Annotated in this window: 24 protein-coding genes; 8 read left to right on the forward strand and 16 right to left on the reverse strand. The window is 60.8% G+C overall.

Annotation, left to right across the window (positions count from 1 at the left end; translation table 11 throughout):
* The first annotated feature begins 17 nt into the window (after positions 1-17).
* Entirely contained in the window at positions 18-479 is a 462-nt protein-coding gene (gene ptsN, locus EET67_RS19130) for a PTS IIA-like nitrogen regulatory protein PtsN (protein WP_128627812.1), read from the forward strand.
* Positions 480-548: 69 nt separating this feature from the next.
* On the opposite strand, the gene EET67_RS19135 is transcribed toward ptsN, so the two are convergent.
* Both EET67_RS19135 and EET67_RS19140 read right to left on the reverse strand, forming a co-directional pair.
* On the reverse strand, positions 549-806 hold the full coding sequence (locus EET67_RS19135; RefSeq protein WP_128627813.1) for a BQ00720 family protein: 258 nt from the start codon (positions 804-806) through the stop codon (positions 549-551).
* A 72-nt stretch (positions 807-878) separates the two neighbouring features.
* Positions 879-1301: an Hsp20 family protein gene (locus EET67_RS19140; protein WP_128627814.1), complete on the reverse strand. Its 423-nt coding sequence runs from the start codon at positions 1299-1301 to the stop codon at positions 879-881.
* Between the two features lie 124 nt (positions 1302-1425).
* On the opposite strand from EET67_RS19140, the gene EET67_RS19145 reads away from it, so the two are divergent.
* On the forward strand, positions 1426-2367 hold the full coding sequence (locus tag EET67_RS19145) for a nucleoside hydrolase (RefSeq protein WP_128627815.1): 942 nt from the start codon (positions 1426-1428) through the stop codon (positions 2365-2367).
* Between the two features lie 9 nt (positions 2368-2376).
* On the opposite strand, the gene EET67_RS19150 is transcribed toward EET67_RS19145, so the two are convergent.
* The 3 genes from EET67_RS19150 to EET67_RS19160 form a co-directional block, all read right to left on the reverse strand.
* Positions 2377-3279, reverse strand: a complete 903-nt coding sequence (locus EET67_RS19150) for a ribokinase (RefSeq protein ID WP_128627816.1) — start codon at positions 3277-3279, stop codon at positions 2377-2379.
* Positions 3280-3337: 58 nt separating this feature from the next.
* Entirely contained in the window at positions 3338-4234 is an 897-nt protein-coding gene (locus tag EET67_RS19155) for a methylated-DNA--[protein]-cysteine S-methyltransferase (protein WP_128627817.1), read from the reverse strand.
* A gap of 75 nt (positions 4235-4309) precedes the next feature.
* The gene (locus EET67_RS19160; RefSeq protein ID WP_128627818.1) at positions 4310-4804 is read right to left on the reverse strand and encodes a DUF2244 domain-containing protein; all 495 of its coding nucleotides are present in this window, start codon (positions 4802-4804) and stop codon (positions 4310-4312) included.
* A 22-nt stretch (positions 4805-4826) separates the two neighbouring features.
* Between EET67_RS19160 and nth the strand changes: the two genes are divergently transcribed.
* Positions 4827-5612: an endonuclease III gene (gene nth / locus EET67_RS19165; RefSeq protein ID WP_128627819.1), complete on the forward strand. Its 786-nt coding sequence runs from the start codon at positions 4827-4829 to the stop codon at positions 5610-5612.
* On the opposite strand, the gene EET67_RS19170 is transcribed toward nth, so the two are convergent.
* Complete coding sequence (locus EET67_RS19170; RefSeq protein WP_128627820.1) at positions 5600-6055, reverse strand: DUF2214 family protein; 456 nt, start codon at positions 6053-6055, stop codon at positions 5600-5602. The genes nth and EET67_RS19170 overlap by 13 nt on opposite strands.
* Positions 6056-6202: 147 nt before the next feature.
* On the opposite strand from EET67_RS19170, the gene EET67_RS19175 reads away from it, so the two are divergent.
* Positions 6203-6736, forward strand: a complete 534-nt coding sequence (locus tag EET67_RS19175; protein ID WP_128627821.1) for a GNAT family N-acetyltransferase — start codon at positions 6203-6205, stop codon at positions 6734-6736.
* A gap of 2 nt (positions 6737-6738) precedes the next feature.
* On the opposite strand, the gene EET67_RS19180 is transcribed toward EET67_RS19175, so the two are convergent.
* The 4 genes from EET67_RS19180 to EET67_RS19195 all read right to left on the reverse strand — a co-directional run bounded on the left by EET67_RS19180 (position 6739) and on the right by EET67_RS19195 (position 11726).
* Positions 6739-6993, reverse strand: coding sequence for a DUF982 domain-containing protein (locus EET67_RS19180; RefSeq protein ID WP_128627822.1), 255 nt, complete (start codon positions 6991-6993; stop codon positions 6739-6741).
* A gap of 67 nt (positions 6994-7060) precedes the next feature.
* Positions 7061-7369, reverse strand: a complete 309-nt coding sequence (locus tag EET67_RS19185) for a hypothetical protein (RefSeq protein ID WP_128627823.1) — start codon at positions 7367-7369, stop codon at positions 7061-7063.
* A gap of 63 nt (positions 7370-7432) precedes the next feature.
* Entirely contained in the window at positions 7433-10108 is a 2676-nt protein-coding gene (locus EET67_RS19190; protein WP_128627824.1) for a DEAD/DEAH box helicase, read from the reverse strand.
* A 49-nt stretch (positions 10109-10157) separates the two neighbouring features.
* Entirely contained in the window at positions 10158-11726 is a 1569-nt protein-coding gene (locus EET67_RS19195) for a site-specific DNA-methyltransferase (RefSeq protein WP_128627825.1), read from the reverse strand.
* A 250-nt stretch (positions 11727-11976) separates the two neighbouring features.
* Here EET67_RS19195 and fba point away from each other — a divergent pair, with 250 nt between their 5' ends.
* Positions 11977-13041: a class II fructose-bisphosphate aldolase gene (fba, locus tag EET67_RS19200; protein ID WP_128627826.1), complete on the forward strand. Its 1065-nt coding sequence runs from the start codon at positions 11977-11979 to the stop codon at positions 13039-13041.
* A 103-nt stretch (positions 13042-13144) separates the two neighbouring features.
* On the opposite strand, the gene EET67_RS19205 is transcribed toward fba, so the two are convergent.
* The 5 genes from EET67_RS19205 to EET67_RS19225 are packed head-to-tail and all read right to left on the reverse strand — an operon-like array spanning position 13145 to position 18178.
* A complete protein-coding gene (locus EET67_RS19205) occupies positions 13145-13915 on the reverse strand; it encodes an ATP-binding cassette domain-containing protein (RefSeq protein WP_128627869.1) in 771 nt (256 codons plus the stop codon).
* A 5-nt stretch (positions 13916-13920) separates the two neighbouring features.
* Positions 13921-14703, reverse strand: a complete 783-nt coding sequence (locus EET67_RS19210) for an ATP-binding cassette domain-containing protein (protein WP_128627827.1) — start codon at positions 14701-14703, stop codon at positions 13921-13923.
* Positions 14700-15530: an ABC transporter permease gene (locus tag EET67_RS19215; protein WP_128627828.1), complete on the reverse strand. Its 831-nt coding sequence runs from the start codon at positions 15528-15530 to the stop codon at positions 14700-14702. The genes EET67_RS19210 and EET67_RS19215 overlap by 4 nt, the downstream gene beginning before the upstream one ends.
* Positions 15527-16516: an ABC transporter permease gene (locus tag EET67_RS19220; protein ID WP_128627829.1), complete on the reverse strand. Its 990-nt coding sequence runs from the start codon at positions 16514-16516 to the stop codon at positions 15527-15529. The genes EET67_RS19215 and EET67_RS19220 overlap by 4 nt, the downstream gene beginning before the upstream one ends.
* 48 nt (positions 16517-16564) lie before the next feature.
* Positions 16565-18178 (reverse strand): ABC transporter substrate-binding protein, encoded by a 1614-nt coding sequence (locus tag EET67_RS19225; RefSeq protein ID WP_128627830.1) that lies wholly within the window; start codon positions 18176-18178, stop codon positions 16565-16567.
* A gap of 379 nt (positions 18179-18557) precedes the next feature.
* Between EET67_RS19225 and EET67_RS19230 the strand changes: the two genes are divergently transcribed.
* From EET67_RS19230 to EET67_RS19240, 3 genes are all read left to right on the forward strand, one after another.
* On the forward strand, positions 18558-19205 hold the full coding sequence (locus EET67_RS19230; protein ID WP_128627831.1) for a transglutaminase-like cysteine peptidase: 648 nt from the start codon (positions 18558-18560) through the stop codon (positions 19203-19205).
* A gap of 183 nt (positions 19206-19388) precedes the next feature.
* Positions 19389-20948, forward strand: a complete 1560-nt coding sequence (gene nirK / locus EET67_RS19235) for a copper-containing nitrite reductase (RefSeq protein WP_245451068.1) — start codon at positions 19389-19391, stop codon at positions 20946-20948.
* A 372-nt stretch (positions 20949-21320) separates the two neighbouring features.
* The gene (locus EET67_RS19240; RefSeq protein ID WP_128627832.1) at positions 21321-22070 is read left to right on the forward strand and encodes an NUDIX hydrolase; all 750 of its coding nucleotides are present in this window, start codon (positions 21321-21323) and stop codon (positions 22068-22070) included.
* Positions 22071-22110: 40 nt separating this feature from the next.
* Here EET67_RS19240 and EET67_RS19245 read toward each other — a convergent pair whose 3' ends face one another.
* Complete coding sequence (locus EET67_RS19245; RefSeq protein WP_128627833.1) at positions 22111-23640, reverse strand: YifB family Mg chelatase-like AAA ATPase; 1530 nt, start codon at positions 23638-23640, stop codon at positions 22111-22113.
* Between the last annotated feature and the right edge of the window lie 119 nt (positions 23641-23759).

Raw genomic sequence — 23759 nt, forward strand, 5'->3', positions numbered from 1 at the left:
GCAGAAAGGACATTGGCATGGATCTGAGCGATCTGATCGAAGTGAAGGCAATCATGCCCGCCTTGAAGGCGAACTCCAAAAAGCAGCTTTTGCAATTGCTGGCCGAGCGCGCCGCCGCGGTGACCGGCATACCGGAGCGTGAAGTCTTCGATATCATTCTTCAGCGCGAACGGCTTGGATCCACCGGCGTGGGCAACGGCATTGCCATTCCGCATGGCAAGCTTTCGGGAATCAATCGAATCACCGGCGTTTTCGCCCGGCTTGAAGTGCCGGTGGAATTCGAAGCGCTGGACGATCAGCCGGTCGACCTTGTCTTCCTGCTGCTTGCACCGGAAGGTGCGGGCGCCGACCACCTGAAGGCACTGTCGCGCATCGCGCGTGTGCTTCGTGACGCCGATACCGTCACCAAGATTCGCGGCACGCGCGATGCCGCGGCGATCCACGCACTTCTTGCAGAAAAGCAGGCCGACGCCGCCTGAGCGCGGCTTATGTCCGAATTGAACAGCAGGGCGGTCTCGAAGACCGCCCTTTCCGTTTCGATGGGAAATTCAGTGGATGGAAACCGGCGTCAGGTCGTTTTCCAGGGCTCCTGCCAAGGCACGATCACGCTCATCCGACAACAGGATCGGCTGGCCGTTGGCGGCAAAAAGGGCCCATAGCCGCGTTCCGGGCGCAATCTCCGGCAATCCGGGAAACTTGCCCTTGAGTTCCTCACTGTCGATTTCGCGAAGATAAGCAACCGTGCCTTCGCCAAGATGGGCGAGTTCGGCATCGGTGAGGGCGTGTCTCGTATCACTATAAGTCATGATAGCCTCCTGATTGCGGGGCGTCCTTAGTGACCAACCCGCTTTAGAGCTTTCAGTTCCGGCGGGCGACAATCAGTCTTTCACCGAAATGTTTATTTTCCGTACCAGCCGCTCGGGCTCGGGCCGTTCGAGATCGACCGACAAGAGACCATTCTTGAGTTCGGCTCCCGTTACCCGCATGCCGTCAGCCAGAACGAAAGTTCGCTGGAATTGCCTTGCGGCGATGCCGCGATGCAGGAATTCCCGCTCGGTATCGTCGTTCTGCCTGCCGCGTACGACCAGTTGGTTTTCCTCGGTCGTGACTTCGAGGTCTTCCTCGCAGAAGCCGGCGACCGCCAGCGTAATGCGCAACTGATCCCCGCCCTCGGCCTTGCGAACGCGCTCTATATTGTAGGGCGGATAGCTGTCGCCCGATTTCGCCAAGCGTTCGAGCGTCTTTTCCATCGTGTCGAACCCGAGCAGGAGCGGGCTCGAAAAGGGCGTCATACGGCTCATTTCATGTCCTCTAGGAGCGACCTTGGCGAGAGAAACCCAGATGGCATTTTTCCCGCTGATCCTGATATGGTCCGCCGCACAAATAAGTTCAAGCCTGCACATGGCCTCGATACGGAGCCTGAAAATGTCCGCCACTCACAAGATCATCATCGATACCGATCCGGGGCAGGATGACGCCGTCGCGATCCTGTTGGCACTGGCGAGCCCGGAACTGGAAATCCTCGGCATTACCGCGGTTGCCGGCAACGTCCCGTTGCGGCTGACGGAAAAGAACGCCCGCAAGATCTGTGAACTGGCCGGCAAACCCGAAACCAGGGTCTTTTCAGGTGCGATACGGCCGCTGATGCGCGCCCTGGTCACCGCCGAGGAGGTCCACGGCCAAACCGGCCTCAACGGACCGCAATTGCCTGAGCCGACCATGGAACTGCAGCCCCAGCATGCAGTCGATTTCATCATCGAAACATTGCTGCAGGAGGACAGCGGCACAGTAACGCTGTGCCCGCTGGGACCGCTCACCAATATCGCGCTTGCCCTCATCCGCGAGCCGAAGATCGCGAACCGCATCAAGCAGATCGTGCTGATGGGCGGTGGATTCTTCGAAGGCGGCAATGTCACCCCGGCGGCCGAGTTCAACATCTATGTCGACCCGCATGCCGCCGACGTGGTGCTGCGCTCTGGCGTCCCGATCATCATGATGCCGCTCGACGTCACCCACAAGGCGCTGACGACCGCCAAGCGGATTGCTGCCTTTCGCGCACTCGGCACCAGGGCCGGCATCGCGACCGCCGAGATGCTGGACTTCTTCGAGCGCTTCGACGAGGAAAAATACGGCACCGATGGCGGGCCGCTGCATGATCCTTGCGTGATTGCCTATTTGCTGAGGCCGGACCTGTTCAGGGGCCGACACTGCAATGTCACCGTCGAAACAGCGTCCGAACTCACAATGGGCATGACGGTGATCGACTGGTGGGGTGTAACGGCGCGTGAAAAAAATGCACTGGTGATGCGCGACATCGACGATGACGGCTTCTTCGATCTGCTGGTGGAACGGATCGGCCGGCTGTAAGGCGTCAGGTCACGTAGGCGACAACACTGCATCCACCTCCGAAGCCAGCGGGATTGCCGGTTGCGCGCCCGGTTTCAGGCAGGCAAGCGAGCCAGCCACGGCGGCTCGGCGCAGAGCATCTTCCAGCGACATTTTCTGTGACAGGCCGGCTGCCAGATAGCCGCAGAACGTGTCGCCTGCCCCCACCGTATCCACCGGCGTGACTTTGAGCGCCGGCACCGTCAGGAATGTGTCCGTAGTCGCCGCCAGCACACCCTCCGCACCGAGAGTAACAATGATGGTTCGCCCGGTCTGTTTGGCAAACGCTCTCATGCGGGCTTCGCGACCGCTACCGCCGAGCTTAAGCGCGTCTGCATAGAGGTCGAATTCGGTCTCATTGGCCACGACATAGTCGGCCTTGGCAAGAAACGGTGCGGCTTCGGCACGAAACGGGGCGGTATTAAGGATGGCGACGCATTGTGCCTTGCGCGCCGCGTGGAGTGCGGCTTCTACCGTGGTCAAGGGAATTTCGAGTTGCAGCAGCACGATACCGCCTTTGGCCTGAAATGCCTTGGCCGTGTCGCCGGGCAGCACCGAGGCATTGGCACCCGGGACCACCGCGATGGTGTTTTCGCCGCTGGCGGCTACAAGGATCAATGCGGTGCCTGTGGCGGCATGTGTTTCCACAATCCCGGTAAGGTCGACCTTGCCGTCCTTCAGGCAGGCAAGCGCCTCCACGGCGAATGCATCCTTGCCGACGGCGCCGACCATGCGAACTTGCGCGCCCGCACGCGCTGCGGCTAGCGCCTGATTGGCGCCCTTGCCGCCTGGGGCCGTCTTGAAATCATCCCCCAGCACCGTCTCGCCGGGTGCGGGCAATCGCTCGACCGAAGCAATGAGATCCAGGTTGATGGAACCGATGATGGTGATCAAGAAGAAGCCTCCGATTTACCGATCGGAGGCTACTCATTTTGCATCGACATTGCCATGGTCAGGCCGTTGTGCGCGCATCAACAGAAACCTGGGCGGCTTCCCAGCCCAGGATCGCCCGTTTGCGGGTCAGCCCCCAATGATAGCCGGTCAGTGCACCGGATTTGCCGATCGCCCGATGGCAGGGCACGACGAAGGACACCGGATTGGCCCCGACGGCTGCGCCAACTGCCCGGCAGGCAGAGGGAGAACCGATCTCGGCCGCGATAGAGGAATAGGTCCGCGCCGTACCCATCGGGATCTTGAGCAACGCATCCCAGACGCGAAGCTGGAAGTCCGTGCCGATCATGACCACGCGCAGGGGGTCCTCCGCCCGCCAACGCGACGGGTCGAAGATGCGTGCGGCATAAGGCGCGGTCGCCGCCATGTCCTCGACATAGTTCGCGTTCGGCCAGCGGGAGGACATGTCGGCAAAAGCGGCGCGCTCACCACCGGCATCATTGAAGGAAAGGCCCGCAAGCCCTCGATCCGTGACCATGATCAAGGCCACGCCGAAGGGCGACAGGTGGAAGCCGTAGCGGATGGTGAGGCCGGCGCCGCGTGTCTTGTAGGCGCCCGGCGACATCGCCTCATGGGTCACGAACAGATCGTGCAGCCGGCCTGGGCCTGACATGCCGACCTCAAGGGCCGTTTCGAGCAGCGGCATGCCTGAATCGAGCAGCCGGCGCGCATGATCCAGCGTAACCGCCTGCAGAAAGCCCTTCGGCGAGAGGCCGGCCCAGCGGGTGAACAGTTTCTGCAGGCCCGTCGGCGTCTCGCCCACTTCTTCGGCAAGCGCCTCCAATGAAGGTTGGTCGCGGTAATCGAGGCTGATCTTTTCGATCACCCGACGCACCGTTTCATAGTCACCGCCTTGCGGCGTAATTTCCTGCTGCAGGATCGCGGTTTGTGCGTTCATTGGACAATCTCCTTGACCCGCAATATTGCGTCTCAAGGGCGTGATCTCCACCCGTTTCCTGCGCCGGCGCTATTTTCAATATGTTTTCGCGGTCGCCAGCGCCCGGGCGAAGGCCTTGGCGAAGCTTTCGCGATCATCAGGATTGAGGAAGCTGCCGATCGACACGCTCCGGCCGGGCGCCTCGACAGCCATATTGGTGATGCCGATCTCGTCATGCCGCTTGACCGAGAACCGCGCCCTGAACGGGTTGAAATGATGCGCTTCGGCACGACCCGATGGCGCAACCTTACGAATATCGAGGCTGGTGCGCGATACCGACACCTCTTCATGGGCACGCGCGGAGCGATAATTCAGCCGGAAAGCGATGTAGACCGCCAGGACGTCGAGCCCGAAAAAGCCGAAAACCGGCCATGCGCCTCTGGACAGGAAGAAGGCTCCGGTGGCAAGCCAGCTTATCGAAAGTGCAGCCATCAGGACAAAGAAGCCGGTACGGCCCAGCGAACGGTGCGGCGTCAGCAAGGCCTGGAAAATCGGCTGGTCGGCGGCGAATACGGAATTTGTCTCGCTCATGCGGGCAGACTACAGGAAGATCATGAAGAACCCCAAGACCAAAGATGCCGTGAAGCCGAAAAAGCCGCAGGCCGCGGCAAAAGCCTCCATCTCCAGCCGTCGGTCGAGACGCGCCATCTCGCTTTACTCGCCGGAGGAGGTCCATGAGATATTCCGCCGTTTCGCCGTGCAGCGTCCAGAGCCTAAGGGCGAGCTGGAGCATGTCAACGCCTTCACGCTCCTGGTAGCCGTGGTGCTGTCGGCCCAGGCGACGGATGCCGGCGTCAACAAGGCAACGCGGTCGCTCTTTGCAATCGCCGACACCCCGCAAAAGATGCTGGCCTTGGGCGAGGCCAAGGTCGGCGACTATATCCGCACCATCGGCCTATGGCGCAACAAGGCCAAGAACGTGATCGCGCTGTCGGAAGCGCTGCTGCGCGACCATGGCGGTGAGGTTCCCGGCGATCGCGACCAGTTGGTGCAGCTTCCCGGCGTGGGGCGCAAGACCGCCAATGTCGTGCTCAACATGGCTTTTGGCCAGCATACGATGGCGGTCGACACCCATATATTCCGCATCGGCAACCGCATCGGCCTGGCGCCCGGCAAGACGCCGGAGCAGGTGGAGGCCGGATTGCTGAAGATCATCCCGGAAGAATATATGCGCCATGCCCATCACTGGCTGATCCTGCATGGCCGTTATGTCTGCAAGGCGCGCAAGCCTGACTGCGAACGGTGCGTCATCGCCGATATCTGCAAGTCGGCGGAAAAGACCACCGACATCCCCGCACCATTGGTGCCGTTGCCCGCGCAGGAAATTCAGGCACCGTAGCCACGCGCCATGGCGGCTGCAAAGACTAGGATAGCCATGAAGAATACGCCCTCGGCCCGCAGGTAGCGGCGCATGGAAGCCGCCTCCGCGTCGGGAACCTGAAAGCCGGCATCGCTGCCGGTTTTAGCGCGCCACTTCAGAAAATGCCGGGTCGGCACGATCGACAGCAGGCCGACAATGGCAAAACAGACCATCTTTCCCCAGAAGGCGTGGTTGGCCACATAGAACTCCCAGCCCTTGAGGCCGAACAGCACCCGGCAGATGCCAACGACCAGCACCAGCCCTGCCGTCGCACCATAAAGGCCGTCAATGCGCGCAAGCCGCCGCACCGTGTCGCCAACCAAGGGCTGATTGATCAAAACGGTTTCGGCAGCAAGAATGGCGGCCAGGGCGAACACCAGAAAATGGTGCAAGATCGCGAGAACAAGGTCGACAAGGTCCATGGTTCATCCTTCCTGCGGGAGGTCTGGAATGGAACGTCAAGTCCGGATCGGCGCAACCGCCATAGTCGATTTGACAGTGTTTAGCATTGGCGATAGCGGAATTTCCACCCTCAATAGCGCCGGAACCAGCCGGCCGGTATCACCCATATGACCCTACCCGTAGCCACTGAAATTCCGATGATCGAGACCGAGCGTACGCTATTGCGCGCGCACAGGCTGGAAGATCTCGACGCCTATGCGCAGATGTGGACGGACCCTGGTGTCATTCGTTTCACCAGCGGCAAGCCCCTCACCCGCGAGGAAGCGTGGATCAGGCTTTTGCGCTATGCCGGTCACTGGCGATTGCTGGGTTTTGGCTTGTGGGCGATCGAGGACAGGCAAACCGGCCGGTTTCTTGGCGAGGCAGGATTTCATGACCTCAAGCGCGATATTACGCCGTCCATAGAAGGCACTCCCGAAGCGGGCTGGGTGCTCGTGCCTGACGCTCACGGCAAAGGCCTGGCAACCGAGATCATGATGGCCGCGCATCAATGGAGCGATGCGCATTTCAGCGCGGCCAAGACCGTCTGCATCATTGATCCGGAAAACACAGGCTCGCTCCGCGTTGCCAAGAAATGCGGCTACGAAGAAACAGTCCGGACCAGCTACAAGGGCTCCGAACTCATCATGTTCGAGCGATAAACCTATCTGTTCGCCAGCAGGCCCGATTCCTCGGCGGCAGCGACAAAGGCTGCACGGGCATCCTCAGCAGAACGTTCGCCCGCCAGCACTGCGTTGCAGGTTTCGAAGGCCTCGCGATAGAGTTGGCCGCGTTTGGCTTGCGGCCAGTCAGTCAGGCACTCGCAGGCACCCTTGACGGTCTTGACGTCGCGAATTGTGTTGTCTGCGCCGATGCGAACACGCACAGGGCTCCCAAAAGGCTGGCGGTCGTCGTCCATGGCGATTCTCCCTTGGCCTTGGTTGAGGCTCGGGACAACGCCGACGGAGGTTACCGGTTCCCCACGGTCACATCTGATCGTTATAAGGTTCCTTGGTCAGCGCCACCATGCGCGCAAGCTCCGAAAAGGAGGGAATGTCGTGCTCGGACCCGCTGTTGTTGGCCAGTTGCAGAAATCGGATCGGGAAACACACAGCATCCCGGTTGGCCGGCGACATGATCTCGACGATATGCTCGTCCCCGGTGGCATTGGCTTCGGCACGGCGCAGGGCTGTGTCTATTTCCTCGACCGAGAGGATACCCTTGCTGACCAGGAGATTGTTGAGAGAAGCGATGGCAAGGTAAAGGCCCTCGAGTTGCAGGTTTGCGGTGTTCATGGCTGCGGCACCCTGTTGCGGATGCCGCTTAACGCCGGCGGCGCAAATATGATCCATCCTCGATCAACGGCAGAGCCAGGCCCGCGCCAGCCCGGCGATCGTCATGTTCTCGGCCAAGGCGTCGTGGGGGATCAGCAGATAGCGCCAGGGCTTGCCGCCATGCGCTGCCGTGTAGTCCGTGGCGCGGCGGCACCATGCAATGGCAGCCTCTTGCTTGGCCAGCACATCCACGGCCGTCATCTGGTCGGCGGCCTTTGTTTCCATGATGAAAATAACCGCATCGGTCTCGGCGACGAAATCCGGCTGATATTCCAGTTGCCGTCCGTCCTGGCGGTAGAAAAGGTGGAACTGGCCTTTTGCCGGCCGGAACCATTTCACCGCCTCTCGCTCGAGTATGACGGCCAGCATGCGCTCGACATCGGAGTGGAACTTCTGCACCGGAAACAAGCAGCGTGAAAACCCGCCGAACACATGGCGTGCCATGTTGCTCTTGTCTTCTGGCGACAGATGAAAATCTAGCGGCGGCTTGCCTGCAGGCGCGCGATAGACGCTCGACCGAAGAGGGGTAAAACTGCTCTTGACCTCCACCCTATCGCCTGCCTCCCCCTCCCTCCAGAAATGCAACTGCATCTGGGTATGCACTATTCGGGCGATCTCGGCGCCATGGAATTCGAGCACTTGCTGGACATCTGCCGCCGAAAGATAGGAACGAAGGTGCGACAGGACCTGTTGGGCCAGATTGTAGAGCAGGTCCGCGTGCTGATCATAAGAAATGTCATCGAAACCGATGAGATGATTGACCACATAGTCCTCAAGCCGCCTTTCATGCCGTTCCAAGGGCGGGGCGGCGATCCGGTCGACCTTTCCTGTTCGCAGATGCGCAGCCCATAGCGTCTCGCTCGGTGCTTCATGGCGTAAGTCGGAAACATCAAGCACAAAGGCATGAATGCCGGATTTCCTCTCCCCGAGCGGATTGCAGACGACACAAGGTATATCGATCGTATGAGCGGCAAACAGCTTGTAAACCCTGGCAATCAACTGGGGAAGGTCGGGCCTGGTACGAACCTCGTCTCCTTGCATTCGCTCCGGTCGATAGCGGGCCTCGACATCACGCAGGAGAACAGCCTGCGCCTCCGGTCGGGCCAGAAGCGCCGAGGCCGGCAGTAGGTCGGGACGTCTCGCCTGCTCGTAAATCACATCATGGATGATTTTCACGAGCTGGCGTTCCTCGGGCTGGAACTCTGAGCACCCATTGCATGCATCGAGCCCGACAATTTCATGGTGGGCGTCAGCCATACCAAGCCGTGCCATCAGCCGGGGCTGCGAAACGATGTTGACCTCTTTTTCTTCCGGGAAATCAGACGGCAGGACAACCTGTTGCACGCGCAGGATCGACGACCCCGGCTTGCGCGCCTCGTCAACGATTTCCTGGAAACGGTCATGGGCAACGATGTTGAGGCGATCGAGCGCCGCTATGCCCGTGAGTTCGCCAAAAGGCAGGCGCAGGCCTCGCCCCACCGATTGGACAACCAATGTCTCTGCGTTTGCGGCACGCAGCGGGACGATCGTGTAGAGATTTTTGACGTCCCAGCCTTCTTTCAGCATGTTGACGTGGATAACGATCTCGGTCGGTTCGTCGGCTTGCTCCACAGTCAAAAGCCGCCCTACTGTTTCCTCCTCCTTCTGGCTCGAATCGACCTGAATAACCTTGCCTGCATAGCGCCCGTCGAAAAAGGCGTGGGAATCGATCCGCCGCATCAGGTCGGACGCATGGCTTGTGTCGCGGGCGATCACCAGCATCAGCGGCTTGACATGGAGCCTGCCCGGCCTGCGCGCGTAAGACGCCAGTTCCGCCTTGACGGTCTCGTGCAGCCGCACACCGTCCTCCAGCTTGATGTGCTCTATCGTATCCGCTGATTTACCGAGTGGCGAAAAATTCTCGCGGGTAACGACAGCAGGTTCCTTGACGAAGCCGTCCGCCATTGCCTTGGCCAAGGGATAGTCGAAAACGATGTTCCTGAACCGTTTCGACCCGCCTCTTGCTTCAACGAAGGGGGTCGCGGTCAATTCAAGTCCCATGACCGGCCGCAACTCGTTGATGGCGCGAACACCGGCCGAGGCGCGATAGCGATGTGATTCATCCATGATCAACACGAGATCGTCCCGACCGGCGAGATGGTCGAAATAGCTTTCGCCGATCTCCTCGCGAAAGGAGCGGATGCGCGGACTGCGCCCACCACGAACCTCGGCGTTGATTTTGGAAATATTGAAGATGTTGATGGTGGTCGAGAACAGGTCGCTGCCGCCGGCGATGTGCCGCTGGTAATTGTCGCCGGTGATTATCACCGGCGGCGAATGCGCGAATTCTGCGATCCCCTTCAGCACATATTTCGGCGTGTTTGACGTAAAGTCGGTAGTCAGCTTGTCGTAGATTGTCAGGTTCGGAGCGAGAACGAGGAAATTCTTCATTCCGTGCACCAGGCGCAGATAGGCAATGAATGCGCCCATCAGCCGTGTCTTGCCCACGCCCGTCGCAAGCGAAAAGCAATAGGACGGAAAAGCTCGCTCGAAATCCGTGACGTCCGGGAATTCGCTGGCAATTGCTTCTATTGCGGCATGCAGGTCGGTGTCTTTGCGCAGCGGCACCAGTTGCGTGATCCGGTCCAGGATCTCCAGTGACCGTCGCTGCGGCGCACGCAAACTGAGCCGACCGGCAATAGCGTCAACATGGCTACTCATTACAAACTCTTGCCACCGCTCAGGGGGAAATTTGACCTCGGCCTAGCCGTCAGGAATTCGCCACGCCGGGTGGGAGGTCGTAGTCGTCACGGCCCCATTCGCAACGCGCGGCGAAATGGCTGGGAATTTTTCGTATCGTCAGGTTGGGAAAGGCCGAACTCTCGCAGCGAAATGCCAGGCACATCACCAGGAGGCTGCGATCGGCACCCACGTCCTCACTGAGATGAACGAGTTCCTCGAACAGGAGCACGCGCGGCATGACGAATATGAAGTCGCGTTCGGTGGAATGGCCGTGCTGCCAATAGACCGTCTCGCTCGGCGCATAGGTAAACCCTTCCAGCTTGCACAGCGCCTCGATCAGCATGCGCTGGTCATAGGAGCGCGAGAGTATCTCTCGTCCATGGGCATCCCGCTCGAGCAGCGACGGCGCGAGGCGAAAATAGCGAAAGCCACCGCCGCCTTGCCAGCCGGTGGCAGCAGTCACGCCGCCGCCGTCGCTGCCGTCAACCACCTTCCTCAGCCGCGGCAGAACATGGCTATGACAATGATCCCCGCGCTCCACCATGATCCAGCGACGGCCCATCTTATGCGCGACCGCACCCGTGGTCCCTGAGCCGGCGAAGGAATCGAGCACCAGATCTCCGGGGCTGGTTGCAATGTCGAGAACACGCTTGGCCAGCCGTTCGGGCTTCGGCGTCGTAAAGACATTTTCCGGGCCAAACAGGGCGATGCTTTCCTTCTTGGCCTCCTGATTATGGCCGACCTCGCTATTGTCCCACCAGCTCCAAGCCGCGACCCCCTCTCGTTCAGACAAGAAATTCTTGATCCGCGGCCGCGCTGTGCCGTCCACCCCGAACCAGATCCGATTGTCGGCGAGCAGCGACCGAAACATCGCTTCGACGTTTGCCCAGCAACGACCTGGAGGAGGATCGAAAGCTGCACCAGCAGGCGAGACGATGCGGTACATCTGGTTTGGCCGCCAGCCTTGGGCAGTAAAGTCGGTCGAAGTCCAAGGTCCGCGACTATCGCCATCGGGATTCCGATAAGACTTTGACTTGTCTGGTGACACCGCCAGCCTGTTGAACGAAAGCTTCGATGCGTCCTTGGCGAATACCAATATGTGATCATGCGCCCCGCCCAGCCCCAAGCGCGCGTCAGGCGAGGTCCGCTTCTGCCACACCACATTGGCGACGAAGTTGCGGCGGCCGAAGACCTCGTCGCACAGAACCTTCAGATAATGCGCTTCATTGTCGTCGATACTGACCCAGAGCGACCCATCGGGCGACAGCAGCCGACGGATGATCTCAAGCCGGTCACGCATCAGGCTGAGCCAGATCGAATGTTCCAACCCGTCATCATAGTGAGCGAAGGCGCTGCCGGTATTGTAGGGCGGATCGATGAAGCAGCATTTCACCTTGCCGGTGAATTCATGTTCCAGTGCCCGCAGCGCCAGGAGATTGTCGCCGAAGATCAGGCGGTCATCACCGTCCTCTCTGCAATATGAACGCTCATGAACTTCGATCAGGATGCGGGGCTCCAGCCGAGGGCGGTTTTCCTTGTTGACCCAGACGAGTTCCAGACGCGGCTTACGCGATAGGGATGGGAGTGGCTGCGACACGACGTCTTCCAGTTGTATTCTTCGTCAACACAACTATAGAGTTTATATTTCTAAAACACCACCACAATCTTCAACCATTAATTGCATCTGGTTGCCGCCTCTTGCGAAGCCCAGATGAGGTGCGCATTGCGCCAGCGGCTTGCCCCGGCCCGTTTTTTTTACTATCCGCAAGCTCGGCAACAAGCACGACAAGGGCGGAGCCCCGCCCCTTCACTCCCTCGCATCCGCAATCGGAGGATTTTTCAGGAAAATGGCTCGCATTACCCTCAGACAGCTTCTCGACCATGCCGCCGAGCACAATTACGGCGTGCCCGCATTCAACATCAACAATATGGAACAGGGGCTGGCCATCATGGAGGCCGCACAGGCGACCCGCTCGCCGGTGATCATCCAGGCAAGCCGGGGCGCCCGCGCCTATGCCAATGACGTGGTGCTGGCCAAGCTGATCGACGCGCTGGTGGAAATCCATCCCGATATCCCCGTCTGCATGCATCTCGACCACGGCAACAATGAAGCCACCTGCATGACCGCGATCCAGCACGGCTTCACCTCGGTGATGATGGACGGCTCGCTGAAGGAAGACGGCAAGTCGCCCGCCGACTATGACTACAATGCCGGCATCACGCGCCGTGTGGTCGATATGGCGCATTGGGGCGGCGTGTCGGTCGAAGGCGAGATTGGTGTTCTGGGGTCGCTGGAAACCGGCGGCGGCGAACAGGAAGACGGCCATGGCGCAGAAGGGGCGCTGAGCCATGACCAGTTGCTGACCGACCCGGAACAGGCCGCACAATTCGTGCGCGACACCCATGTCGATGCGCTCGCGGTCGCCATGGGCACGAGCCACGGTGCCTACAAGTTCAGCCGCAAGCCTGATGGCGAAGTGCTGGCCATGAACGTCATCGAGGAAATCCACCGCAAGCTGCCCAATACGCATCTGGTGATGCACGGCTCATCCTCGGTGCCGGAGGAGCTACAGGAGATCATCAACAAATATGGCGGCCAGATGAAGCCGACCTGGGGTGTGCCGGTCGAGGAAATCCAGCGCGGCATCAAGCATGGCGTGCGCAAGATCAATATCGACACCGACAACCGCATGGCGTTGACCGGTGCAATCCGCAAGGTGTTGAGCGAAAACCCGAGCGAATTCGATCCGCGCAAATATCTGGCCCCGGCCATGGCAGCCATGAAGAAACTTTGCACGGAGCGCTTCGAGCAGTTCAGCACCGCCGGCAACGCCGACAAGATCAAGCCGATCGCGCTGGCCGAAATGGCCAAGCGCTATCGCTCCGGCAGCCTCGACCCCAAGGTTTCCTGACCCTAGAGCCGTTCTGATTCAAACGGAATCGAGGAACGGCTCTAAGCTTTTATTTTACGCATTTCCGGACGCAAAACCGTTTCACACTTTTGCTGGAAATGCTCTAAAGCCGCAGGCGCGGAACGGCGCTTATCAGCGCCTTTCCGGTTGCCGATCGAGGATTTTCGATGACCTCCTGCGCGGGGCCGATCTCGACGATCCGCCCCGCCTCCATGATGGCGATGCGGTGGGCGACGGCGCGCACCACCGCCAGATCATGCGATACGAAGATGTAGGCGATGCCGTCTTCGCGCTGGAGATCGACCAGCAATTGAAGGACCTGGCCTCGCACCGACATGTCGAGCGCCGAAACCGCCTCGTCCAGCACGATCAGATCCGGTTTGGTGGCAAGCGCCCGGGCGACGGCGACACGCTGGCGCTGGCCGCCGGAAATTTCGTGGATTGCACGGCCGGCAAGGCTGGCATCCAGCCCCACACGCTCAAGCAGGCCGGCAATGGCTGTCTTTCGGCCATGACGATCCATCCTGCCATGGATGCGTAGCGGATCGTCCAACGCGCCGGCGACCGTGGCGCGCGGGTTGAAGGCTGCCAGGGGCTCCTGAAACACCATCTGGATGCGCGCACGCATTGCACGCAGCCTCGCGCCCTTCAACGCAAGCAGATCGACGCCGGCAAACCGGACGCTTCCACCATCCGGCTCGATCAGCCGCAACAGGATACGGGCCAATGTGGATTTTCCGCTGCCGGAAGGTCCGACCAGGCCAAGCGTTTCGCCCGCTGCGATATCGAAGGAAGCGTGGTCGAGCGCCACGACGCGCCCTCCCCCCTTGGCAAAGGTCTTCGACAGATCCGCAGCGACCAGAAGCGGCGTCATGCCCATCATGCCGGATACCCTGAAACAAGCGGCGGCGTGTCAAGGTCTATATGACTTGCCAGGAGCCTTGCCGTGTAGCCTGCCTGCGGGCGGGCCAACACGCGGGAGGCATTGCCAGCCTCCACGATACGGCCATCGTGGAACACGGCGATGCGGTCGGCAAAGCCTGATGCCAGCGCGATGTCGTGGGTGATGAACAGCAGAGTCATACCTGCCTCGCGGATCAGCCCATCGAGCAGCCCGATTATCTGGGCCTGAACCACCGTATCGAGCGCGCTGGTCGGCTCATCGGCAATCAGCAGTCGTGGCCGTGCGGCAATTGCGGCCGCTATCGCGAGACGCTGACGCTGACCGCCGGAAAACTGATGCGGATAAGCATGAAGGGCCCGGTGAGGCTCCGGCATGCGCACGCGCTCCAGCAGATGCAGCGTATACTCATAGGCCTCACCCCAACCCAATTCGAGATGATGCCGCGCCACCTCGGCGATCTGCTCGCCAATGGTCAGGACCGGATTGAAACTCGGCCCCGCATCTTGGAACAGAAAGCCGATGTCACGGCCCGGCTGAGGTGCGTGACCTAGCCTCGGCCATTTGATCTTTCCGGTGCAGGCGGCCTCATCCGGCAGAAGTCCCGCCACTGCCAGGGCCAGGGTGCTTTTGCCCGAACCGCTTTCGCCGATGATGGCAAGGCGTTCGCCCAACAGTATGTCCAGGTCAATCCCGGCGAGGGCCATGGCGTCGTCATAGCGAACGCCAAGGTCACGGATGCTGGCAAGAATCTCCGTCATGCCCGTATCCTTCGGCGTGCCAGGGCCTCGCCGAGCCCTTCCGAAAAAAGATAGATGCCGAGCACCGTCAGCACGAGGCCGATGCCCGGAATGATGGAAAGGAAGGGCGCGGTGCGCAGCACGTTGCGCCCCTCCGCAATCATCGAGCCCCAGGTGACGAGATTGGGGTCGCCCAAGCCGAGGAAGGACAGGGCCGCTTCCGTCAGCACCGCGCCCGCGACGATGACGGAACCGAGCGCCAACACGGGCGGCAGCGCATTGGGCAGGACCTCGCGGATGGCGATTTCCAGCGGATGCATGCCGATGACGCGCGCGGCCGCCACATAGTCGCGCTCCCGGATCGAAAGCACCTCGGCGCGGGCAAGGCGCGCAGGGCCGGTCCATGCACCAAGTGCAATCGCGAGAATGACCACAAGAAGCGACGCCCCGACGACGCTGACGAAAGCCAGAGCAAGCAGGAAGCCGGGCACGATCTGGAAAGCGTCGACGATGCGCATCAGTGCCTCGTCGACGATCCCGCCGGCAAAGCCCGCGATGGTTCCGACAAGCGCCCCGACGACCATTGCCACCAGGGTTGCCGCAATACCGACGGCCAGCGACGCACGCGCGCCATGCATCAACCCCGCCAGCACGTCGCGCCCAAGCCGGTCTGTGCCGAGCGGAAAGGCCCTGTCCTGAAACGGCGGCAACAATGCCGGCCCGGCGATGGACAGCGGGTCGCGCGGAAAAAAGACCGACGCCAGCAGCGCCACCGATATGAGCAGGCCAAGCAGGACAAGCCCGGCGACGCCTTCCGGCGAACGGAGAAACCGGATCAGCAGGGTCATGCAGATGTCTCCGCCGCACCCACCCTCGGGTCCAGCAAAGCATAGGCAGCATCGACGACAAGATTGGCGATCATCACCATCACCGCGCTGACGATGATGATTGCCACCAGCAGCGGCGCATCGCGAAGGGCCACGGCCTCCTGCGCCAGCCTGCCGAAACCTGGAATTGCAAATACGCTCTCGATGACGACGCTACCGCCGAGCATGGAGGCTGCCTGCAGCCCAAGCATGGTAACGACCGGCAGCAGTGCGGTGCGCGCGACATGTCGCAGCACGATGCGCCGGCGGACAAGCCCCCTGGCACGGGCGGCAAGCGCATAGTCTTGCCGCCAAGCCTCCGCCATGCCGGCGCGCATCATCCGCAGAAACAGCGCCAGATAGATGAAGCCCAATGCACAGACCGGCAGCACCAGATGCCATGCAATGTCGAGGGCACGGGCAAGTCCTTGCTTGCCAGACGCAATGGTCTCGATGCCGGCGGTAGGGAACCAGCGCAACTGAACAGCGAAGACGATGCTCAATACCAGGCCCAGCCAGAAGCTTGGAATGGCGTAGAGCGAAAGCGAACCGACCGACAGGATGCGGTCGCAGGCGCTGCGAGGCCTTGCCCCGGCAAGGATACCCAGAAGTGTTCCGAGGCTGAATGCCAGGGCGGTTGCGCTGCCCATAAGCCAGAGCGTGTTCGGCAAGCGTTCGAAGATGACTGCGCTTATCGGCCGGTTGAAAGCCACCGACCAGCCCAGGTCGAGTTGCGCCAGCGCCGTCAGATAAAGCCACAACCGCGCAAACAAGGACCTGTCCAGCCCATAGCTTTCGCGCAGCGACTGAACCAAAGCAGGATCGCCGCCGCCGATCGACAGGACATAGGCATCGACAGCATCTCCCGGCGCGGCTTCAAGCAGAAAGAAGGCACCGACGATGACGATCAGCAGCACGACAATGCTGCCGACAGCCCGTCGACGCAGCAGAAGGAAGGCGCGTTTCATCCAGCCCGGAGCCTCGGAATCAGAACCTAAATGGCAATCCCGAGCCTATCATGATTCCAGCGCGGTATCGGCCCAGTTGGAAACCGCCCAGCGCGGATTGTTGGAGACATTGCTGACCTTCGCGCTGGCCACGGTGATGAAGCCCCACTCCGCGACATTGATGAGCGGCAGGTCTTCCGCGACCATTCTCTGGAACTGGCGAAACAGTTCGGTACGGGCAGCAACATTCACCGTTTCGTTGGCCTTGTCGATCAGCGCGTCGAGCTGCGTATTGGCATAGCCGCCCTGGTTGGAAAAGGGCACGCCAGCGGGAGTACCGCTCCTTACCAGAATGGTGGTGGAGATAGCCGGATCCCCACGGAAAACGGTCGGTGCAACGGCGAGATCGAAATCGTGATCGGTATAGACCGCCTTCTGGTGGGCGGCGGAATCATTGTTGACGATCCGGGCGTCGATGCCAATTACGGCAAGTGCCTGACGCAGATAGTCGCCGAACTGCCTTGTTTCGCCGAAATAGGGCGCCGGAAGCAGCTTCAGCGAAAAGCGCTTGCCATCCGCACCCTTGGTGTACCCGGCCTCATCCAGCAGGGCGTTGGCCCTGGCAGGATCGAAGGGATAGGCCGGCACGTCCGATGTATAGAATTCAGGAGCGTTCTGCGGAATGATCCCGGTCGAGGACTGAGCATAGCCAAGGAATATCGTCTTGACGACGAAATCCTTGTCGATGGCATGGGCGATGGCCTGCCGCACCTTGAGGTCGGCCAGTTCCTTGCGGCGGTGATTGATTTCGACGGCAAGCTGATAAGTGAGCGCCTCGTAGCCCTTGGAGTAGACCTTCAACCCCTCCACCTTCGAGATGCGCTCCAGATCCGCCAGCGGCACCTGGCTGAAGGCGGCAAGCTGGATTTCCCCTGCCTCCAGCGCGCCAGCGGCAGCCGCCCGGTCCGGCAGCACGCGGTAGACGATCTCATCGAGATAAGGCTTGTCCTCGCCCCAATAGGCGTCATTGCGTTCTAGCCGGTAATATTCGCCCGGCTTGTGTTCCGCTAATTTGAACGGGCCGGTGCCGATCAACTGGTTATTGGCGGGACTTGCGGCAATGTCATCCATCCCTTCGAAGACATGCCTGGCGACGACGCTCGTTACCACCGGAAGTGAATTGCGGATAAGCTGGAAGGGGGTCGGCCTCGAAAACCTGAACACCGCCGTGTGATCGTCCGGCGTATCGACGGCTTGCAGATTGGCAAATACCAGCCGCCCGAGATTCTGCTGCTTCTTCCAGACCTCCAAGGCCGAGAAAGCGACATCGGCAGAAGTAAAGGGCGTCCCGTCATGCCAGACAACGCCTTCGCGCAACCTGAAGGTTACCGACAATCCATCACTCGAGCCTTCCCAGTTGGTCGCAAGGCGCGGTTCCAACCCGTCCTTGCCCTCGAACGATGCTTCGGCGAGCGGTTCGATCACCTTGCTTGAGATGAAGAAGACGCCGTTGGACGCGACAATCGCCGGATTGAGGTTCCTCGGCTCCGAATCCGCTGCAACGATCAGGCGCCCGCCCTTCGCCACCGCCTGGGCAAAACCGTACCGCGGCAGGGCCGCCGAGGCCATGACGAGCGCCGAACTATGAAGAAGCGCGCGGCGGGACAAGCTGATCTGAACCATCTTCAACTCCGAAACAGCCGGCAACCCGTCGGCGAGCAATTGAGCCCTGCATTTCAGCAGCGCGGCATAATCGGCGCCAGCAAAGAAATCCCGCAGAGGCGGCGCGAAAGGAAATTCCCGCGCTGTTGGCATTGTGTCCCGGCTACTACGAAAAACAATGGCCCATAATATGCAATCGGCTGGCCCTGCTTGCCGAGGGAGTAGTGACGGGGCCAAAAGGCGAGGCTCTGGTCCTTCGCTGCGCCTTCTGTTGCAGAATCGTCGCGCTCGGCGATTCTCCGCCGCCTTACGGCCGATCACCCCTTCGCTGTAATTGACAACGTTCTGTTAACGCCTTTAATCTTTCGTTAACAAATTGCGGCAAACGGGGCCTGGGGCAATGAACTCCTCATCGGTGACGGAGCGCGCGACAGGGCGTGCTATATTTCTTGCCGGGCTGCTGACCGCGGCCTTCACGGCCACGACGCTTGTCGCGGCTCCGATGACGACCGGCGGCCTGACTTCGCAGCCGATCGGCCATTATGAATTCTGCCGGGCCAATCCCGCTGAATGCTCGTTGCGCTTGCGGCCTACAAATCCGGAACGCATGACCGATGCGCTCTGGCAGACGCTTCGCACCGTCAATGCGAAGGTCAATGCCGCCATTCGGCCGATGAATGATTTCGACATCTTCGGCAAGGACGAAGTGTGGGCCTACCCTGTCGACGGCGTCGGCGATTGCGAGGACTACGTGCTGGAAAAGCGCCGGGTGCTGGCAAAAAGCGGGATTTCGCTCGGCAATCTTCTCATCACCGTTGTGCGCAAGCCGGATGGCGAGGGCCATGCCATCCTCACGGTCCGCACTGATAAGGGCGACTTCGTCCTCGACAATTTGACCAATGCCGTGCGCCAGTGGAACGAGACCGGCTATCATTTCCTCAAGCGTCAGGCCTCCACCCACACCGGGCATTGGGTCAGCATCAGGGAAGGCCAGGCGCCGCTGGTCGCATCGGTCCAGTCGGGTTCGACAAAACCTCAAGCAAAGTAGCTGACGCCGAAAACTTTGTGATGCAGTCTATTTTTTGCGAGACGCACCTCATTCCTTCCCGTCCCGCCTGAAGTAAACGGCGAGAACTAATCCATTCTGTGCTTGCGCTTGGACAAAGTTGCGCAGGCCGTCTTCTCCTACACTTCATCTTTACCTTCTCAGGACGCAAGGATGGAGTTTCTTATGACCGACAAAAGCAGGGCTGGTCCGGGCGCTGAACCGAGCGCCAAGGCCTGTGCCGCCCTCTGTAGGCCGGACACTGCCTGGCGCATACGGATCGGATCGCTGGTGACGATTATGGCGATGTTGTCGGTCCTGTTTCTCCTGTCGCCGGCATTTACCCAAAGCCATCAGCACAGTGGGAAAGCGACCGACACCGCGCAGGCTCAATCCACCCCGGCGCCTGAGGCCGATCCGCAGCCGGCACGCGACGCGGATGCGTCTCCGACGGTCAGCTATCACGCTCCGACTGTCTTTACTCTCAGGACCGGAATCGCCACGGGACGCATGGTCTATATCGGCGTCGGTGGCGACATTGACGGCCAGATCAATCCGACCCTCATGGTGCATGAAGGCGAGCTGGTGCAGATCAACCTGATCAATGGCGAAGGCGCTGAGCACGACGTGGTTATCGACCAATATGCCGCCCGCTCCTCGATCGTGGTGGGCAAGAACGCCTCCTCCACTTTTTCCTTCACGGCAACCAAGGTGGGCGAGTTTTCCTATTTCTGCTCCATTGCCGGACATCGCCAGGCCGGCATGGAAGGGCTGATCCAGGTGATGCCCGGGCAGCGCGCTGCAATGGACACGGATGCGGCCGACATCGTGCGCGATCCTGCCGATCTGCCGGGGCCGATAGGCCAGCGGCCGCCGCAGGTCGTACGGGTCGATCTCGAGACCGTGGAACTGACTGGCCGGCTCGACGACGGCACCACCTATGTCTACTGGACCTTCGACCGCAAGGTCCCCGGTCCCTTCGTCAGGGTGCGGGTCGGTGACACGGTTGAGGTGCACCTGAAAAATGCTGCCGACAGCGTCATGATGCATTCGGTCGATTTCCACGCCGCGACAGGCCCCGGCGGCGGGGCGGACTTCACGCAGATCGCGCCCGGTGAAGAGGCTGTGGTGACCTTCCAGGCTTTGAAACCAGGCATCTATGTCTATCACTGCGCGACACCGAGCGTGGCCCACCACATCACCAGCGGCATGTACGGCCTGATCCTGGTCGAGCCGGAAGGCGGACTGCCACAGGTGGACCGGGAGTTCTACGTCATGCAAGGCGAGCTCTACACCGTCGAACCCTTCGGTACGCAAGGCGAGATGGAGATGGACTATGACAAGCTGATCTCCGAGCGGCCGGAATATTTCCTCTTCAACGGTTCGGTCGGCGCGCTCACCAAGTCGCATCCGCTCTATGCCAATGCCGGCGAAACGGTGCGCATATTCTTCGGTGTCGGCGGACCGAACTATACGTCCTCCTTCCATGTCATCGGCGAGATTTTCGACCATGTCTACACGCTGGGCAGCGTGACCTCTCCGCCGGTGGCCGGTGTGCAGACGGTGACGGTGCCACCGGGCGGTGCCACCATCGTCGACTTCAAGATCGATCGCGGCGGACACTATGTCCTGGTCGATCACGCCTTGTCGCGAGCCGAGCGCGGACTTGCAGGTTATTTGATCGTCGACGGCCCGGAAAACGACGACATCATGCATGCAGGTCCGGCCAAGAAAGCTGCTGAATAGGCTTCGCTACGGGTTACAAATCGGTGAAAGGGCGTGAAGATCGCTTCGCGCCCTTTCTGTTCGGGCCACCAGACTTGGCATCAAGGCAGTTCAAAGCTGCGATCCACTCGCGCGACTGCCTCAAAGCTTTGAATGCCCAAATAAAATTACCACGCTGGCGACCCCGCGCCCTTGTTTTGTCAAAATTGCATAATAGATATGCAATATGTGCATGGAAACATTCATCAGGATTACGAGGCTTGCCGAAAAAGCATATGGCTTTTCCCGGAGCATCCTGAATCCGAATCCAGAATACCGCACATAATCTTCTGCTCCGGGACATCTCTTAAATAAAGCGGTTCATTTCGACATGGCGCCTGGTTCGCCATATGAATGGAGCGTCTCAATGAGAGAGCCTTTTCCTCAAAAGCAATGCAATTCCTGCAAGCGCCGCCTGCCCCGCGCCGCACAGCGTTGCCCGTGGTGCCAGATTCCGCATTCGCCGCAGCCTTCCCAGCCCGGGACCGTATGGCTTCGGCATGGGCCGGCATACCCATTCCCGCTCGACGGGGGGCTCGGATGACAGATATTCCCTTTGCAGCAGAGGATGTTCTGCAAGTACGGAACCCCGGCTTTGGGGTTCAGGAGGTCGGTGCCCTGCCGTGGCGGATCGGCCGCGACAAGAGGCTGGAAATCCTCCTCGTCGCATCGCGCCAACGCAGTCGCTGGACCTTGCCGCAGGGCCTGCCGGCAATGGGTCGAACGGCCGTTCGAAGCGCAGCTTTGCGGGCTTTCGAGCAGGTTGGCATCATCGGCCAGACGCACCCCGTGGCGGTCGGCGATTACAGCTATGTCAGGCCAGGTAGCGACGGTCGGATGCGGCAATGCCGTGTCACGGTGTTCAGCCTTCACGTAAAGGGTACACTGATCAGCTGGCAGGAGCGCAAGCGTTTGAAGCGACGATGGTTCGGCCTCCATGCGGCCGCGCAGATGGTGGCCGAGCGGGAATTGGCGAGTATCTTGGAGAAATTCGTCCCGCATGCCTGGAGCAGCAGGCCGGATTTGAACACAGGGTTTGCCACAGTGGCATCTGCCAAGAAGGATGCAAATGCCACTGACCGGAGCGGCGAAGCGGGCTTGTAGACGTAACCGGCTGTGCGTGGCGATACTGCGGCACGCTGGTTCAGGCGGCCTGCGCAAGCCTGTCGCCGGCCATCCGGTAAGAAATGGCCTCGGCAAGGTGGATGCGTCCCACCGTTTCCTGGCCTTCAAGATCGGCCAAGGTCCGCGCCACCTTCAGGACGCGGTGATAGGCACGTGCCGAAAAGCCCAACTTGTCGCTGGCATCCCGCAACAATGCCAAGCCCATATCATCGACAATCGTGATCTCCTCGATCAACGCCGTCGGGCAATGCGCATTGGTGGCAGCACCGGTTCCGAGGCGCTCGAAACGTTCGCGCTGGACAGTTCTTGCCGCCAAGACCCGTGCCGCCACCGTGGCACTGGTCTCCGACGTCCCCGGCCGGATCAGATCGCTTGCCGACACTGCCGGCACCTCGATGCGCAAGTCGATACGGTCCATCAGCGGACCGGATATGCGTGCCTGATAATCCGATTGACAGCGCGGACCGCGGGCGCAGCGGAAGCCCGGTTCGCCGGCCATACCGCAGCGGCACGGGTTCATGGCGGCGATAAGCTGGATGCGGGCAGGATAACTCACCCGGTGATTGGCTCGCGCAATGACACATTCGCAGGTCTCGATCGGCTGGCGCAGCGAATCCAGTACCTGCGGCGAAAATTCAGGAAACTCGTCCAGGAACAACACGCCGTTATGCGCGAGCGAAACTTCGCCCGGCCGCGCCCTTAAGCCGCCACCAACCATAGCCGCCATGGAGGCGGAGTGATGCGGGGCTCGAAAAGGTCGCCGGTCGGTGAGCCGCCCACCTGCAAGCTCGCCCGCAATAGAAGCGATCATAGAGACTTCGAGAAGCTCCTTCGGCGCCAAAGGCGGCAGGATCGACGGCAAGCGCTGCGCCAACATCGACTTTCCCGAGCCCGGCGGCCCGACCATCAGCAGATTGTGCCCGCCGGCCGCCGCCACCTCCAGTGCGCGCCTGGCAGTCTCCTGCCCCTTAATGTCGGCAAGGTCGGGCAAATCCATCGCAGGCGCATGGATGCTCGCCTCTGGCCGCGCCAGGACCTGAGTGCCTCGAAAATGATTGGCGATCGCAATAAGGCTGCGCGGTGCCAGAATGTCGATATCGGCACCGGCCCAGGCTGCTTCGGAACCGGAAGCTGCCGGGCAGATCAGGCCCTTTCCTTCCCCATTCGCACCGATTGCCGCCGGCAATGCGCCCGAGACGGCGGTGATCGTCCCATCGAGGGACAACTCACCCAGCACGACATAGGCGGAGAGCGCGTCCGCCGGTATCGCCCCAAGCGCCGCCATCAGGCCAAGCGCAATCGGCAGATCGTAGTGGCTGCCTTCCTTGGGCAGGTCGGCTGGTGCCAGATTGACCGTCACCTTCTTGGCCGGCATCGACAGGCCCGAGGCATGAAGTGCCGCCTGCACGCGCTCCCGGCTTTCCGCAACCGCCTTGTCGGGCAACCCGACAATGTGCATCCCCACCTTGCCAGGCGCGACCATCACCTGGACGTCGACGGGCACTGCCTCGATGCCCTGAAACGCAACCGTGCGTACCCGCGAAACCATGCAAGCCCCCAATGCGTCGCCGGTCACTGCCCCAATTCACCGGCTCAATTTCGACGCCACAGGAGACAATCACAGATCGCAGAGCAAATCAAGAACAAGAAGGGAACAAAATAAACGCA

Source organism: Borborobacter arsenicus (genome assembly GCF_003934165.1).
Taxonomy (GTDB): Bacteria; Pseudomonadota; Alphaproteobacteria; order Rhizobiales; family Rhizobiaceae; genus Pseudaminobacter; species Pseudaminobacter arsenicus.